Origin of the sequence: Microbacterium sp. 22296 (genome assembly GCF_052045385.1) — a bacterium.
Taxonomy (GTDB): Bacteria; Actinomycetota; Actinomycetes; order Actinomycetales; family Microbacteriaceae; genus Microbacterium.
Window position 1 is genome coordinate 134,869 of the sequence record NZ_JBQEOS010000004.1, and the last position, 14,553, is coordinate 149,421.

The 14,553-nt window shown below is 72.1% G+C and carries 13 protein-coding genes; 8 read left to right on the plus strand and 5 right to left on the minus strand.

Features of this window, described 5'->3' with window-relative positions; translation table 11 throughout:
- Positions 1 to 135: 135 nt before the first annotated feature.
- Both ACTJJP_RS09760 and ACTJJP_RS09765 read left to right on the plus strand, forming a co-directional pair.
- Positions 136 to 699 carry an Lrp/AsnC family transcriptional regulator gene (locus ACTJJP_RS09760; RefSeq protein WP_440774823.1) on the plus strand — a complete coding sequence of 188 codons (564 nt, stop codon included), beginning with the start codon at positions 136 to 138 and terminating at the stop codon, positions 697 to 699.
- Entirely contained in the window at positions 696 to 1,901 is a 1,206-nt protein-coding gene (locus ACTJJP_RS09765; protein ID WP_440774824.1) for a dipeptidase, read from the plus strand. Before ACTJJP_RS09760 ends, ACTJJP_RS09765 begins: the two co-directional genes overlap by 4 nt.
- Positions 1,902 to 2,025: 124 nt before the next feature.
- Here ACTJJP_RS09765 and ACTJJP_RS09770 read toward each other — a convergent pair whose 3' ends face one another.
- On the minus strand, positions 2,026 to 2,727 hold the full coding sequence (locus ACTJJP_RS09770; RefSeq protein ID WP_440774825.1) for a GntR family transcriptional regulator: 702 nt from the start codon (positions 2,725 to 2,727) through the stop codon (positions 2,026 to 2,028).
- 187 nt (positions 2,728 to 2,914) lie between these two features.
- Here ACTJJP_RS09770 and ACTJJP_RS09775 point away from each other — a divergent pair, with 187 nt between their 5' ends.
- The 6 genes from ACTJJP_RS09775 to ACTJJP_RS09800 are packed head-to-tail and all read left to right on the plus strand — an operon-like array spanning position 2,915 to position 10,139.
- Positions 2,915 to 3,832, plus strand: a complete 918-nt coding sequence (locus ACTJJP_RS09775; RefSeq protein WP_440774826.1) for an ABC transporter permease — start codon at positions 2,915 to 2,917, stop codon at positions 3,830 to 3,832.
- On the plus strand, positions 3,829 to 4,728 hold the full coding sequence (locus tag ACTJJP_RS09780; RefSeq protein ID WP_440774827.1) for an ABC transporter permease: 900 nt from the start codon (positions 3,829 to 3,831) through the stop codon (positions 4,726 to 4,728). The genes ACTJJP_RS09775 and ACTJJP_RS09780 overlap by 4 nt, the downstream gene beginning before the upstream one ends.
- The gene (locus tag ACTJJP_RS09785; RefSeq protein WP_440774828.1) at positions 4,725 to 6,395 is read left to right on the plus strand and encodes a dipeptide ABC transporter ATP-binding protein; all 1,671 of its coding nucleotides are present in this window, start codon (positions 4,725 to 4,727) and stop codon (positions 6,393 to 6,395) included. Before ACTJJP_RS09780 ends, ACTJJP_RS09785 begins: the two co-directional genes overlap by 4 nt.
- Positions 6,392 to 7,930, plus strand: a complete 1,539-nt coding sequence (locus ACTJJP_RS09790; protein ID WP_440774829.1) for an ABC transporter substrate-binding protein — start codon at positions 6,392 to 6,394, stop codon at positions 7,928 to 7,930. The genes ACTJJP_RS09785 and ACTJJP_RS09790 overlap by 4 nt, the downstream gene beginning before the upstream one ends.
- The gene (locus tag ACTJJP_RS09795) at positions 7,927 to 9,150 is read left to right on the plus strand and encodes an amidohydrolase family protein (protein WP_440774830.1); all 1,224 of its coding nucleotides are present in this window, start codon (positions 7,927 to 7,929) and stop codon (positions 9,148 to 9,150) included. Before ACTJJP_RS09790 ends, ACTJJP_RS09795 begins: the two co-directional genes overlap by 4 nt.
- Entirely contained in the window at positions 9,150 to 10,139 is a 990-nt protein-coding gene (locus ACTJJP_RS09800; RefSeq protein WP_440774831.1) for an ornithine cyclodeaminase family protein, read from the plus strand. Before ACTJJP_RS09795 ends, ACTJJP_RS09800 begins: the two co-directional genes overlap by 1 nt.
- Before the next feature lie 992 nt (positions 10,140 to 11,131).
- Here the strand turns inward: ACTJJP_RS09800 and ACTJJP_RS09805 are convergent.
- From ACTJJP_RS09805 to ACTJJP_RS09820, 4 genes are read right to left on the minus strand one after another with little or no spacing between them, the layout of a single operon-like run.
- Complete coding sequence (locus tag ACTJJP_RS09805) at positions 11,132 to 11,986, minus strand: SDR family oxidoreductase (protein WP_440774832.1); 855 nt, start codon at positions 11,984 to 11,986, stop codon at positions 11,132 to 11,134.
- A complete protein-coding gene (locus ACTJJP_RS09810) occupies positions 11,983 to 12,759 on the minus strand; it encodes an enoyl-CoA hydratase/isomerase family protein (protein ID WP_440774833.1) in 777 nt (258 codons plus the stop codon). Before ACTJJP_RS09810 ends, ACTJJP_RS09805 begins: the two co-directional genes overlap by 4 nt.
- On the minus strand, positions 12,756 to 13,517 hold the full coding sequence (locus ACTJJP_RS09815) for an SDR family NAD(P)-dependent oxidoreductase (protein ID WP_440774834.1): 762 nt from the start codon (positions 13,515 to 13,517) through the stop codon (positions 12,756 to 12,758). The genes ACTJJP_RS09810 and ACTJJP_RS09815 overlap by 4 nt, the downstream gene beginning before the upstream one ends.
- Before the next feature lie 45 nt (positions 13,518 to 13,562).
- A complete protein-coding gene (locus ACTJJP_RS09820) occupies positions 13,563 to 14,531 on the minus strand; it encodes a hypothetical protein (protein WP_440774835.1) in 969 nt (322 codons plus the stop codon).
- Positions 14,532 to 14,553 lie beyond the last annotated feature (22 nt).

Here is a 14,553-nt window from a genome sequence, read left to right on the forward strand (position 1 = left end):
CCCTCTCTGGGACGGGCGCAGGAATCGCACCCGGGGAATGGGGGCAATGCCCTGTCGAGGGGACCAGCGCACTGCGTTCGGGGATTTAGGCAAAATTCTGCACTCTCAGGCATTGCAGGACAACTTGTCTGTACTATGTTCGGCATCTACTCAGATACAGCGCGTTCCCATGCGGGAACACAGCGAAAGGTCGCCATCCTGCCGAACATAATTAGGCCTGTCCGACTCGACGACGTCGATCGTGCGATCGTCGCGGTGCTCATCCAGGACGGCCGCATCCCCAACAAGGAACTCGCCGATCGCGTGGGACTCGCACCCTCGTCGTGTCTGGCGCGCGTGCGCAGCCTCATCGAGAACGGCGTCATCTCCGGTTTCCATGCCGAGGTCGACCCGCGCCGCATCGGCCAGGGGCTGCGTGCGATCCTGCGCGTGCAGCTCAAGGAGCACTCGCGCGCCGAGAATGCGAGGTTCGCCGAGGCGATGGCGAAACTCCCCCAGGTGGTCAACCTGTGGCTCGTCGCCGGGGAGGACGACTACCTCATCGAGGTCGTGGCCTCGACGACCGATGATCTCAGCGACTTCGTCCTGGACTGTGTCACGAGCGACCCGGTCGTTGCTGACACCTACACGACCCTGGTGTTCTCGCGGCGGCGCGGAATCGGACCGATGCCGGTCGACCCGGCATCCACCACGAGATGACCGATGTCGGTATCGCCCGCGCGAGGGATCTGATCGCCGGCGAGGTGCTCCTCGACACGCACAACGACCTGATGTGCGGCCTGCGCCGCTACCGGGGATACGCGGTGGACGGGTTCGGCGAGCACCGGGCCGAGTTCCACACCGACATTCCGCGGTTGCGACGCGGAGGGGTCTCGGCCCAGGTCTGGTCGGTCTTCGTGTCGGGCCTGCAACCGGAGGCCGAGGCCACCGTCGGCACCCTCGAGCAGATCGATGCCGCCTACCGGTTCGCCGCCGCCTATCCCGACGACCTCGAGATCGTCACGAGCGTGGCGGAGGCGGAACGTTGCATCGCCGCGGGTCGGATCGCGTCGTTCCTCGGAATCGAGGGGGGCCATTCGATCGCGAACTCGCTGGGTGTGCTGCGCATGTTCGCCCGGCTGGGCGTTCGCACCATGACGTTGACGCACAACTCGTCGCTGGAGTGGGCGGATGCCGCGACCGATGCGCCTCGCGCGCGCGGGCTGAACGCGGACGGCCGTGCGATCGTGCAGGAGATGAACCGCCTCGGCGTCGTCGTCGACCTCTCGCACACGTCCGAGGCGACGCAGCTGGCAGCGCTCGACGTCTCCGCCGCGCCCGCATTGTTCTCGCACTCGGGTGTCGGCTCGGTCGCGGCCCACCCCCGCAACGTCTCGGACGAGGTGCTGCGCCGTCTCGCCGCCGCCGGCGGGGTGCTGCAGGTCGCCTTCGTCGCACAGTTCGTCTCGCGGGCGTTCGCCGACTGGTCGGCGGAGGCCGAGGCCGCGCGAACCCGGTTCGGGATGACGACGTCGATGCCCTGGCCACGCGCTCCCCGTCCCGCCGAGTCGGCCGACGACGCCCGTGACGCCAACGTCGCGCAGTTCCCCCGTGCGGATGCCGCCGCCCGCCGGGCCTTCGAGCAGTGGCGCGACACGCACCCGGCGCCGGCCGTGCGCGTGTCCGACGTCGCCGATCACGTCGACGCCGCCCGCGACGTCATGGGCGTCGCGCACGTGGGGTTCGGCAGCGACTTCGACGGCGTCAGCGATCTGCCCGACGGGCTCGGCGACGTGTCCGGATACCCGCGTCTGCTCGCCGAGCTGTCCGCTCGCGGCTGGAGCGACGAGGAGCTCCTCGCGCTGGCCGGCCGCAATTCGTTGCGCGTGCTGCGCGATGCCGAGGAGGTCGCCGCCCGCTGAGCGGCAGCGCGATGCGGCGCGACCCGCGGGTCGCGCGACGGTGCGACCCGAACGCGAAGCGGCTCCGCCGCCACGGAACGCAACGGCGACGCCGCGCGACCGACGGCGAGGCTCCGGGGAAGACTCAGGACTCCGCGACGACCCGGCGAGACCGGCGCCGACGTTCGGGTCGTTCGACGGGCGGAAGGCGCTCGGTCAAGCCCGGCATCGACTCCACGCGCGCCCGCTCCACGTGGGCGGCGGCGAGGGTCTGCGCCAGCGACACGTGTCCTCCGACGATCGCCTCCACCATCTCGGCGTGCTCGTCCCACCGACCGACGGTGTCGCGTTCGGGCGTCAGGCGGAAGAGCCATCGCGTGCGTCCCGTGAGCAGGCCGCTCATCCGCGAGAGAAGAGCGTGACCGGCCAGGGCGAAGATCTCGTCGTGCAGGTCGGAGTTGCGCGTCGACGCGGACGCCTCCGCCACGGAGGCGACGTGCGCCACCTCCAGGGCGGCGCGGAGCGCCGTGGTGTCGGCACCCGCGGCGGCACGCTCCGCGGCGAGCCCGGCGGCGAAGGGCTCGAGCTGCATGCGCATGTCGAAAAGCTCACGCGCGTCCTCCGCCGTGAAACGGTGCACGACCGCGGCGCGGCGATGGGCCGAGGAGACGAACCCCTCGGCCTCGAGCACGTGCAGCGCCTCCCTGACCGGCACCCGCGAGACGCCGAGCTCCTCGGCGATGTCGCGCTCGCCGAGCTTGTGCCCCATGTCGATCTCGCCGGTGATGATGCGCTCGCGCAGCACATGCGCGATGCGTCGGCCGGTCGCGTCGATGTCGTCGTCCACGTGTCCATCCTGACAGGGGCGGGACGTGGGGCGAAACCGCGATTTGGTATCCCGCGGTGTCTATAAAACGCCCCACAGACTGTCAAATGGTCCATCTGGTACTCCAAAGTGACGCGGGCGTAAGGATCATATTGCGTGTTCGTTACATCGCCTTGGTATACCCGTTGCGCACCGTAGCGTCGCCTCCGTGCTCGCCTTCCTCCTCCGCCGCCTCGCCCTGGCCGGCGCCACGGTCTTCCTCGTGGTCACGATCGGCTTCGTCCTGGGTCGCCTCACCGGCGCCCCCGGCGCACTCCTGCTCCCCGACAACGCCAGCAGCACCGACGTCGACGCGCTCAACGCCAGCCTCGGCTTCGACCGCCCGGTGCTCGTGCAGTACCTCGACTTCCTCCGCGGGGTCGTCGTCGGCGATCTCGGCGACTCCTACCGCCTGCACGAGTCCGCACTCGGACTCGTGTGGGAGCGCCTCCCCGCCACGGTCGAACTCGCCTTCTGGGCGTTCCTGGCGGGCTTCGCCCTCGCCCTTGTGGCGGCCGTGGTCATCCACCTCAGCGGCAGCACGGTGCTGCGAGCGGTCGTCGGCTGGTTGGGGGCCACCCGGCAGGCCGTGCCCGACTTCTTCTTCGCCCTGCTGCTGGTCCTGGTCTTCTCGGTGGCCCTGGGCGTGCTGCCCTCGCTGGGCCGCACGAGCCCCGCGAGTCTCGTGCTCCCGGTCGTGACCCTCGCCACCGGTCAGTTCGTCATGTACCTGCGCCTGCTCGACGCGGCGCTGAGCGATCAAGCCGAGCAGGACTACGTGCGCACGGCCTTCGCCATCGGCCAGTCGCGACCGAGGATCCTCTTCACCCAGATGCTCCCCAACGCCCTGCCGCCGGTTCTCGGCATGGCGGGTCTGAACCTCGGCGGTCTGCTCGGCGGCACCGTCGTGGTCGAGGTGGTGTTCGCCTGGCCCGGCCTCGGCAGCCTGTTGACGGCCGCCGTGAGTCAGCGCGATTTCCCGATCGTCCAGGCCGGGCTCCTCTTCGTCGCCGTCGCCTTCGTGGTCGTCAACACCCTCGTCGACCTTCTCGTCGCCCGCATCGACCCCCGAACGGCCACCTCATGACCACCGTCGCCCTTCCCCCGATCCCCGAGACCGCCACCACGGCGCCCCCTCGCCGCCCCCGTCGCGGACGCCCGCGTCCCTCCGCCGTCGTCGGCGCGGTGATGCTCGGCGTGATCGTGGGCGTGACGGCGCTGCGCCCGCTGCTTCCCGGCTTCGACCCCTTCGGCCAGGATCTGTCCCGCGCCCTGCTGGCCCCGTTCGTCGACCCGGCGCATCCCCTGGGCACCGACCCGCTCGGACGCGACCTGCTCAGCAGGATCGCCCTCGCCTCGGCCGTCACCCTCGGCATCACGGTGGCGATCGTGTGCCTGAACGCGGTGATCGGCACCACGGTCGGCATCCTGGCCGGCTTCTTCGGAGGGCGCATCGAGTCCGCCCTGTCGGTGCTGTCGAACACCGTGCTGGCGATGCCGGTCGTGCTCCTGCTCATCGCCGTCTGCGCCGTCGTCCCGCCCAGTGCCGGTCTCACGATCCTCGTCGTCGGCTGCACCTGGTGGGTCGGTTACGCCCGCGTCACCCGCAACGTCGCCGCCGCCCTTCGGGCGCAGGACTTCGTGGTCGCACCGCGCACGCAGGGCGCCGACCGCTTCTGGTCGCTCACGCGACACGTCCTGCCGAACGTCTGGCCGCACACGCTCATCATCGCGGCGACCGACATCGCCACGATCGTGCTCATCGAGGCGTCGCTGGAGTACCTCGGTCTCGGCGTGCAGCCGCCCACGCCCAGCTGGGGCGCCATGATCTTCGACGGTCAGAAGTACCTGGCCACCGACCCCTGGCTGGTGATCCTCCCCGGCCTGGCGATGTTCCTCGCCGTGGGCGGCGTGCAGTTCCTCAGCCAGCAGTTCACCGCCGAGGCGCGTGGCGCCTTCCTGCGCAAGGGAGCCCGCCGATGACCCGCCCCGTCCTGTCCGTCGAGAACCTGCGTCTGGATGCGACGACCGACGACGCGCCCCGCACCGTCGTGCACGACGTCTCGTTCGAGGTCGCGCCCTCAGCCGCCCTCGGCGTCGTGGGGGAGTCCGGCTCCGGCAAGAGCCTGACGATGCTCGCCGCCCTCGGCCTGCTGCCCCCGGGCGTGCGCGTCGCCTCCGGGAGCGTGCGCATCGACGGCCGGGATGTCACGTCGATGAGCGAGCGGGACCTGCGCAGCATGCGCGGGCGGGTCACCGGGATGGTGTTCCAAGACCCGATGTCGGCGCTCAACCCGCTGCGGTCCGTGGGGGCGCAGGTCGCCGCCGCGGTCAGGGCCCACTCACCCGCCGCCTCGCGCGCAGCCGCCCGTCGGCGCGCGGTCGAGCTGCTGCAGTCGGTCGGGGTGCGAGACGCCGCCGAACGCGCGGCGTCACGGCCCCACCAGTGGTCGGGCGGCATGCGCCAGCGCGCGGTCATCGCCATGGCCATCGCCAACGACCCCCTGCTGCTCATCGCCGACGAGCCCACGACCGCTCTGGACGTCACGGTCCAGGCGCAGGTCATGGCCCTGCTCGACGAGGTGCGCGAGCGCACCGGGTCGGCGTTGGCGCTCATCAGCCACGACCTGGGCCTCGTCGCCCAGCACACCGACGACCTCGTCGTGATGCGGTCGGGACGGGTCGTCGAACGCGGGCAGACCCGCGCGGTGCTGTCGGCACCCGCGCACGAGTACACGCGTCGGCTGCTCGCGGCGGCACCTTCGACCCGTACCGGGGCGGATCGTCCGGCGCTCGTCGAGACCGCCGAGGAGCCCGCGCTCGACGTGAGCGACCTCGTCGTCGAGTACCCCGGTCGTCGGGGACGCCGCACCCGCGCGGTCGACGGCGTCTCGCTGCGCGTCCGGGCGGGAGAGACGGTCGCCGTCGTCGGGGAGTCCGGATGCGGCAAGTCGTCGCTGCTGCGCGCCATCCTGGGCCTCACCCCGGCGAGCGCGGGCACCATCCGCTTCGAGGGCCGCACCGCCTCGCCCGACATCGCCGGGCGCAGTGCCGAGCTGCGCTCGCGCGCCCAGGTGGTCTTCCAAGACCCGTCGTCGGCGCTGGACCCGCGCATGAGCGTCGCCCGTTCCGTCGGCGAACCGCTGAAGATCCGCCGGGCATTCACCTCGGCACGCGTGCGGGCGCTCCTCGACGGTGTCGGTCTCGACCGCTCCTTCGACGACCGTCTGCCCACCCGCCTGTCGGGCGGGCAGCGCCAGCGCGTCGGCATCGCGCGTGCGCTGGCCCTCGACCCCGCGATCGTGCTGCTCGACGAGCCCGTGTCGGCGCTCGACGTCTCCATCCAGGCGCAGGTGCTCGACCTGCTGGGCGGGCTGCAGCGCGAGCAACGGCTCGCCTACCTCTTCGTCTCGCACGACCTCGGCGTCGTACGCGGCATCGCGGACCGCGTCGTCGTGATGCAGTCCGGACGCATCGTCGAGGAGGGCCCGACCGAGCGCGTGTTCGCCGACCCCCGGCATCCGTATACCCGCACCCTGCTCGACGCCATCCCGCACCTCTTCCCCGACCCGCCCACCCGTTCCGCCTCCCCCGATCCCGCCCTCTCGCCCACGCTCTCCGGCTCACCCACCCGAAAGGCCCACTCATGACCCGCTCGACAGCCCGCCGCGCCCTCGCAGGCTTCGCCGCCCTCACCCTCGGCAGCGTGATCCTCGCCGGATGCGCCGGTGGATTCGACTCCCCCACCGCCTCGGGCGGCACCGCCCGCACGAGCATCACCGCGGCTCTGCCCACCGACCCCAGCTCCATGGACCCCATCCGCTCCGGCGCCCTCGTGGTGCTGTCGGTGTTCTTCCACACGCACGACCAGCTGGTGAAGATCGCCGCCGACGGCACCCTCGAGCCCAAGCTCGCGACCGAGTGGAAGGCCAACGACGACCTCACCGAGTGGGAGTTCACCCTCATCCCCGACGTCACCGCGAGCAACGGGGAGGCCATCGACGCCGACGACGTGGTCTTCACGTACGAGACGATCCTGAGCGACCCCAGCGGCGAGAACTACGCCTACCTCTCCTCCCTCGACAGTGTCGAGGCGGTGGATGCCACGACCGTGCGCTTCACGCTCAAGCAGCCCTTCTCGGCCTTCCCCCGCAACACCTCGCTCATCTCGATCGTGCCCGCCGACACCTACCAGGAGATGGGACCCGACGCCTACGCGCGGGAGCCCATCGGCTCGGGACCCTACGTCTTCGACAGCATCACCACGGGCGTGTCGTACGACCTGAAGCGCAACGACGACTACTGGGGCCCGGCTCCGGCCCTCGAGGAGATCTCGCTGCAGCCGGTGTCATCCACCGAATCGCGTGCGAACGGGGTGCTCTCGGGCAGCCTCGACGTCGCCCAGATCGGCCCCACGCAGGTGTCGTCGGTGCAGGCCGCGCCGTCGGCCCAGACCTTCTCGGCCGCCTCGAACGGGGTCGTCTTCCTCGGCGTCAACTCCACCGCCGGTGCCCTGCAGGACGTGCGGGTGCGCGAGGCCGTCGCCAAGGCCGTCGACACCCAGGCGATCGTCGACTCGCTGCTCTCAGGACTCGCCGAGCCCGCGAAGGCCATGATCGCGCCGGCGGTGGAGGGCTACTCGGACTCCGTCGAGCCCATCGCGTACGACCCCGACGGTGCGCGAGCGCTGCTGGCCGAGGCCGGCTACGACGGCACGCCGATCCCGTTCGACTACGCCACCGACGGTCGCATCCCCCTCTCCAGCGAGGTCGCCCAGAGCATCCAGGGCTACCTGCAGGACGTCGGGATCGCCGTCGACATGCGCGGCGCCGACCAGCAGAGCCACACGCTGAAGGTGCGCGGTCGCGAGATGCAGGGCATCTACCTCAACACCTGGGCGCCGTCGACGCTCGACGGCGACCTGCCCCTCACCGACTTCTACGAGACGGCCGGCAACAACAACTACGCACAGGACCCCGCCACCGCAGCCTGGGCCGCGGAGCAGCGCGGGGTCGAGGGCGACGCGCGCCAGGAGGTGTTCGCGAAGCTGCTGGACTACAGCAACACGCAGGGATACTTCGTGCCGCTGTACGTGCCGTTCAACAACTTCGCGGCGGTCAGCGGACTGCGCTGGACCCCGCGTGCCGACGGCCTGTACGACTTCACCGGAACGAGCTTCGAATGACCTCCACCGTCCTCAGCGACGTCCGCCCGTGGGGCGGTGCCCTCTCCGACGTCATCCTCGCGGACGGCCGCATCGCCGGCATCCATCCGGCGGGCACGGGGGCGATCGACCCCTCGGCCGAGACGGTGTCGGGCCGCGGACGCATCCTGCTCCCGTCGTTCGCCGACGTGCACGTGCACCTCGACTCGACCCGCATCGGGCTGCCGTTCCGGCCGCACACCGGGGTGCCCGGGGTGTGGGGCATGATGCTCAACGACCGCGACAACTGGCGCCACGCCGAGCGGAGCATGGAGCACCGCGTGGCGACCACGCTAGAGGGCGCGATCGCGCGCGGCACGACCCAGGTGCGCACCTACGCCCAGGTCGACGTCGACGCGGACCTCGAGAGACTGGATGCCGTGCTCGCGGCGCGCGAGGCCAACCTCGACCGGTGCGAGGTCGAGATCATCGCGTTCCCGCAGGCGGGTCTGCTGCGCGAGGCGGGGTCGATCGAGGTTCTCGATCGGGCGATGGCCCGCGGCGCCGACGTGGTCGGCGGGATCGACCCGTGCGCCCTGGACCGCGACCCGGTGCGCCACCTCGACGCCGTGTTCGACATCGCGGAGCGCCACGGCGCCCCCGTCGACATCCACCTGCACGAGCCCGACCAGCTCGCGAAGTTCTCGGCCGAGCTGATCATCGAGCGCACCCGTGCCCTCGACATGCGCGGGCGTGTCACGATCTCGCACGGTTACGGCCTCGGCCGCCTTCCCGAGGCGGAGCTGCGGGCGCTGCTCGCGCAGTTCCGAGACCTCGGGATCTCGATGGCGACGGTGGCGCCGCAGACGCCGCTGCCCACCCGCCTGCTCGACGAGTACGGCATCGCTCTGGGCCTCGGACAGGACGGCCAGCGCGACTACTGGTCGCCGTACGGCAACACCGACATGCTCGACCGCACCTGGCAGCTCGCGTTCACCAACGGCTTCCGCCGCGACGACGACATCGAGCACTGCGTCGCGATCGCGACGGTGGGCGGCCGCGCGGTGATGGGGCGCGCACCCATGCCCGCTCTCGGCGCGGAGCGCCCCGGCGTGGACGTCGGCGATCCCGCCGACCTCGTGCTGGTCGCCGGAGACACCGTGACGGCGGCCGTCATGGACCGCCTGAGCGATCGCACCGTGTTCTTCCGCGGTGCCGTCGTGGCCGACGCCCTCGAACTGACCGAGGGGAGCCGCGCCTGATGCTGCTGCTCAGCACGCCCCAGTTGGAGGGCCTCGTCGACCGCGGGGCCATCGCCGACGCCGTCTCCCGGGGGTTCGCCGAGATCGCGGAGGGCCGCGCCGACCAGCCCGGCCCGACCTCGATGTCGACACCCGCGGACTCCAACCGCTTCATCCTCATGTCGGCCGTGTCCGAGGCATCCGATCTCGCGGGGGTGAAACTGCTCGCCGACGTGCCCGACAACGCCGGGCGCCACCTCCCGACCCAGCGCTCGATGATCCTCGTCGTCGATCGCGTCGACGGCTCCCCCGTCGCGCTGCTGCACGGCTCCGTGCCCACCCGGGTGCGCACGGCCGCCGCGAGTGCGGTGGCCACCCGCACGCTGTCCCGCCCCGACAGCCGGACCCTCGGTCTCATCGGCGCCGGGGCCCTGGCCCGTGAGCACGCCCTGGCCCTCTGCGACGTGAGGCCGTTCGACCGGGTCGTGGTGTGGTCGCGAACGCGCGAGCGCGCCGAGGGTCTCGCCGCCGACCTTCGCGAGGAGGGGTGGCCCACCGCGATCGACATCGCGGCATCCCCTCGAGAGGTGGTGGAGGAAACCGATGTCGTCTGCACCCTGACCCCCTCGGTGGAGGCCATCGTCGAGGGCGCGTGGCTACGCCCGGGGCAGCACCTCAACGTCGTCGGAGCCCGCCCGCGTGCGGACGAGCGGGAGGTCGACGGCGAAGCCATGGCGCGCTCCTCGATCTGGGTCGACGATCGGGCGACGGCGCGCACGAAGTCGGGCGACCTGCTGCGGGCGATCGCGGAGGGCGCGATCTCCGAGGCCGACGTCGTCGGCACGATCGGAGAGGTCGTCGCCGAACGGGTGCGGGGCCGCCGGTCGCCGGAGGAGATCACGCTGTTCGACTCGGTCGGGATCGGCGCGCAGGACGTCGCCGTCGCCGACGTCTTCATCCGCGCCGCCCGCGAGCGGGGGCTCGGCACGACGGTGGACCTGAGCGCCTGACCCGTCCCGTCGCTGTCCGCCCGGCGTCGCGCACCCGGCGTCACGCGCCCGGCGTCACGCGCCCGGCGTCACGCGCCCGGCGTCACGCGCCCGGCGTCGCGCGCCCGGCGTCACGCGCCCGGCGTCGCGCGCCCGGCGTCGAGCGCCCGGCGTCACGCACCCAGGTCGCACCCGGCGTCGAGAAACGCAATCCGCGCAAAGAAACGCCCCGGCAGCGCGTTTCTCAACGCGGATCGCGTTTTTCGGTGCTCTGCGCGGCTCGTGCTCGCGCCGGCCCCGCCCACTTCACGCGAGGCCGGCCCGGCCGCGAGCGCGTCGTGCGAGCGGCATCCTCCACCGAGAAACGCCTCCCGCGGTGACAAACGCGTTGACGCGGCGTTTCCTCGCGCGGATCGCGTTTCTCGGTGCTCCGTGCGGCTCGTGCTCGCGCCGGCGCCGTGCATCTCGCACCCGGCCGGCGCACCCCGCGCGCGAGACCGGCCCGGCCGCCGCCGCATCCACCGCGCGGCACCCTCCGTTGAGAAACGCCACCCGCGGCGAGAAACACGTCAACACGGCGTTTCCCCGCGCGGATCGCGTTTCTCGGCATCCCCGCACTGACGCGAAGTCGACCCGGCCGACCCGCCAGGCCCGACCGCCGCCGCACCCCGCGCGCGACACCCTCCACCGAGAAACGCCTTCCGCGGCGATAAACGCGTTGACTGGGCGTTTCCCCGCGCGGATCGCGTTTCTCAGCGCCGCGCCCAGCGCCACACCCCGACGCCGCACGCCCCGCGCGCACTACGCCCCGCCCAGCGCCACATCCGACGCCGCACGCCCCGCGCGCACTACGCCCCGCCCAGCGCCACACCCCGACGCGGCATCCCGACGATGTATCCGGACGCGGCATCCGGACGCTGACGCACCGCACCGCGGCACCACACCGCACGCCCCGCGCGCACTACCCCGCGCGCCACACCACACGCCGGTCCTCCCCCGGACCAGCCCCCGCGTCAGTCCAGGAAGATGTCGGGGTACATCGCCTCATCCGGCGTGCCCGGCACGGCGGCGTAGCCCGCGAAGTCCGTCACCCCGGCGGCCCGCAGCACGTCCTCGACGATGAGCGTCTCACCGGTCAGCTCGCGCGACGGTGCGCACAGCACCTCGTACGCGGCATCCGCGTAGATCTCCGGCGTCCGCGACACGCGCATGAGCCGGTCGCCGCCGATGACGTTCTGCACGGCCGCGGTCGCGATGGTCGTCCGCGGCCACAGCGTGTTGGCGGCGATCCCGGCATCCGCGAACTCCGCCGCCAGGCCCAGGGTGGCCATCGTCATGCCGAACTTCGCGAGGCTGTAGCCCGTGTGCGCCCCGAGCCACTTGGGCGTCACGTTGAGGGGCGGCGAGAGCGAGAGGATGTGAGGGTTCGCCGCATCGCGAAGCTGGGGCACCGCCGCCCGCGACAGCAGGAACGTTCCGCGCACGTTCACGTCCTGCATGAGGTCGTACTTCTTCGTCGCGAGCTCCTGCGAGCCCGAGAGGTCGATGACGCTGGCGTTGTTGACGACGATGTCGATGCCGCCGAACTCCCCCACCGTCCGGAGCACGGCCTCGGTGATCGACGCCTCGTCGCGCACGTCGCCGACGATGGGCAGCGCCTGCCCGCCCGCCGCGCGGATCGCCTCGGCGGCGGTGTGCACGGTTCCCTCGAGTTTCGGATGCGGGGTGTCGGTCTTCGCGAGCAACGCGACGTTCGCGCCGTCGCGGGCCGCGCGCAAGGCGATCGCGAGGCCGATGCCGCGGCTTCCGCCCGACATCAGGATCGTCTTGCCGGCCAGCGGGGCGCCGGGCGAGGGCGACGTGCTCATGAGCGTCCTTTCGCGGAGGCGGCGGCGAACGCCGCGACGCGCGCCCTCGCCTCGGGGGTGTCGAAGGCGGCGCCGATCGTCGCGGCCTCGTCGACGAGGTTCTCGGCCAGTGTGCGCCCGGCTCCCACGCGCACGAGTCGCGTCGCCTGCCCGAACGCCGCGGTCGCGCCGTCGAGCCAGAAGCGCGCGATCTGCTCGACCCGGGCGGCCAGATCTCCGGATGCCACGACCTCGGCGACGAGACCCCAGTCCCGCGCCTCGGCGGCCGACAGCATCCGGTCCTGCAGCAGCAGCTGAAGCGCACGGCGCTGGCCGATGGCCGCGGGCAGAAGCGTCGAGACGCCGAGGTCGGGGGTGAGGCCGATGTTGGCGTAACGGCTGACGAAGCGGGCGTTCTCGCTCGCGACGACGTAGTCGGCGGTGAGCATCAGGCCGAGCCCGCCGCCCGCGACCGCTCCCTGCACGGCGGCGACCATCGGCAGCGGAGCCTCGGCGAAGGTACGGATGCCGTCGTGGATCGCCTCGGCGGTGCGCGTCACGTCCGCGCCGGACGCACCGGTCGTCGCCATCGCCACGACGTCGCCGCCCGCGCAGAACGCGGGGCCGTTGGCATCCAGGATCACCGCCCCGATGGACGCATCGGCGGTCACCTCGTGCGCGACATCGCGCCAGCGCGCGGCCATGGGGAAGTCCATCGCGTTGAGCGAAGCCGGGCGGTCGAACGTGACGCGGGCGAGGCCGTCCTCCACGTGGAGCAGGATGCCGTCGGTCATTTCGGTGCCATCCGGATCGCGCCGTCGAGGCGTATGGTCTCGCCGTTCAGGTAACCGTTGTCGACGATCGCGAGCACGAGACGCGCGTACTCGTCGGGAGCGCCGAGGCGCGAGGGGTAGGGCACCTGCTGGCCGAGCGAGTCCTGCGCTGCCTGCGGCAGCCCCTTCAGCATCGGCGTCTCCATGATTCCGGGGGCGATGGTGACGACCCGGATGCCGTGGCGGGCGAGCTCTCGCGCGATCGGCAGCGTCATCGCGTGCACCCCGCCCTTGCTCGCGGAGTAGGCGGGCTGACCGATCTGGCCGTCGAAGGCCGCGACGCTGGCGGTGTTGACGATGACGCCGCGGTCGCCGCCCTCGGCGGGGTCGGTCCTCGCCATCACGGCCGACGTCTGCGCGACCACGTTGTAGGTGCCGATGAGGTTGACCCGGATGACGCGCTCGAAGTCGGCCAGTGGGTTCGGGGCGCCGTCGCGATCCAGCACTTTCGCGGGCGGGGCGATGCCGGCGCAGTTCACGACGACCCGCAGGGGGCCGGCCTCGGCGGCGTGGGCGGCGGCGGCCGCGATCTGCTCGGCATCCGCGACGTCGGCGGCGACGAAGGAACCACCCAGTCCCTCGGCGACGGAGGCTCCCGTCGAGGAGGGCAGGTCGACGATCGTGACGTGCGCGCCCGCCGCCGTGAGACGGCGGGCCGTGGCCAGGCCCAGGCCCGATGCACCGCCGGTGACGAGGGCGGAGGCTCCTGCGATGTCCATGCGTTCTCCTTCGAAGCTGAAACCCGGTCCCACCCTAGTCGAGACTCAGGATCGCGCGGAGGGTCGGCGTCGTCGCCCCCGGCCGCGACCCGGGTGGGTGCGCACGGGCCCGGTGGTGGCTCCGTCGACCAGCAGCGCGACCTGTTCCGGCGGCCACGCGTAGTCCGCCGCGAGCCGACTCCCGACCACCGCCTCGGCGTCCGACACGGAGAGCGCGGCTCCGCGCGGGACGTGGGCGGCACCCGGGTCGACGTCCGTGGCCGCGGCGCGGAGTTCGGCGACGAGGGTGCGCATGCGATCCGGACCGTACGCGGTCGAGGCCAGGTCCCAGTCCCCGATGACGACGGCCGTGCCCCCCGGCCGGCTGTGCGCACTCTCGATCCGGCGTCGACCGAAACGCAGGCGCACGACGGCGAGCCCCGTGAGCAGAACGGCCAGCGCCCCGAGCATCGTCGCCGGGGCGAACGAGAACGCGGCGAGGTACACCGCGGACTCCCACCCCGCGACGACCCCCGCCACCACGCGCGCGACGCAGTAGACCGCGTACACCGCGTTGGTGAGGGCGATGAGGCGGAGCGGACCGCGAGCCGGCGCCCCCGAGCGGAACGCCGTCCACGCGGTCGCCGTGCACGCCGCCGTCAGCGCCAGCGCCTTGACGACCAGCGAGCCCGGGAGCGGCACCGTCGCCGAGACCACGGCCACCGCCACGGCCAGTCCCCCCGCCATCAGCGACGATCGGACGGCCCCTCGTCCGTCGAGCACCCCGAGGGCCACGAACATCAGGGCCGGGGCGAGGACCATCGCCACGTCGCCCATCACGAGGCTGAGGATGCCGCCACCCGTGGCGTAGATGAGGTACATCGCGCTGGATCCGACGGCGCATACGCCCGACACCGCGGCGAACCGCAGGAACAGGAGCATCACTCCGGGGGTACCCACGCGCGGCAGCGCGACGAAGAGCACCGTCGTCGCGACCGCGACGCTGATCGCCAAAAGAACGAGCGACAGCCCCATGACACCCCCTCGTGTCATTGTG

Excerpts from the sequence above, each read along its gene's own strand:
- ACTJJP_RS09760 (WP_440774823.1), top strand. The coding sequence starts at position 136 with ATGTTCGGCATCTACTCAGATACAGCGCGTTCCCATGCGGGAACACAG.
- ACTJJP_RS09765 (WP_440774824.1), top strand. The coding sequence starts at position 696 with ATGACCGATGTCGGTATCGCCCGCGCGAGGGATCTGATCGCCGGCGAG.
- ACTJJP_RS09780 (WP_440774827.1), top strand. The coding sequence starts at position 3,829 with ATGACCACCGTCGCCCTTCCCCCGATCCCCGAGACCGCCACCACGGCG.
- ACTJJP_RS09785 (WP_440774828.1), top strand. The coding sequence starts at position 4,725 with ATGACCCGCCCCGTCCTGTCCGTCGAGAACCTGCGTCTGGATGCGACG.
- ACTJJP_RS09790 (WP_440774829.1), top strand. The coding sequence starts at position 6,392 with ATGACCCGCTCGACAGCCCGCCGCGCCCTCGCAGGCTTCGCCGCCCTC.
- ACTJJP_RS09795 (WP_440774830.1), top strand. The coding sequence starts at position 7,927 with ATGACCTCCACCGTCCTCAGCGACGTCCGCCCGTGGGGCGGTGCCCTC.
- ACTJJP_RS09800 (WP_440774831.1), top strand. The coding sequence starts at position 9,150 with ATGCTGCTGCTCAGCACGCCCCAGTTGGAGGGCCTCGTCGACCGCGGG.
- ACTJJP_RS09805 (WP_440774832.1), bottom strand. The coding sequence starts at position 11,986 with ATGAGCACGTCGCCCTCGCCCGGCGCCCCGCTGGCCGGCAAGACGATC.
- ACTJJP_RS09810 (WP_440774833.1), bottom strand. The coding sequence starts at position 12,759 with ATGACCGACGGCATCCTGCTCCACGTGGAGGACGGCCTCGCCCGCGTC.
- ACTJJP_RS09815 (WP_440774834.1), bottom strand. The coding sequence starts at position 13,517 with ATGGACATCGCAGGAGCCTCCGCCCTCGTCACCGGCGGTGCATCGGGC.
- ACTJJP_RS09820 (WP_440774835.1), bottom strand. The coding sequence starts at position 14,531 with ATGGGGCTGTCGCTCGTTCTTTTGGCGATCAGCGTCGCGGTCGCGACG.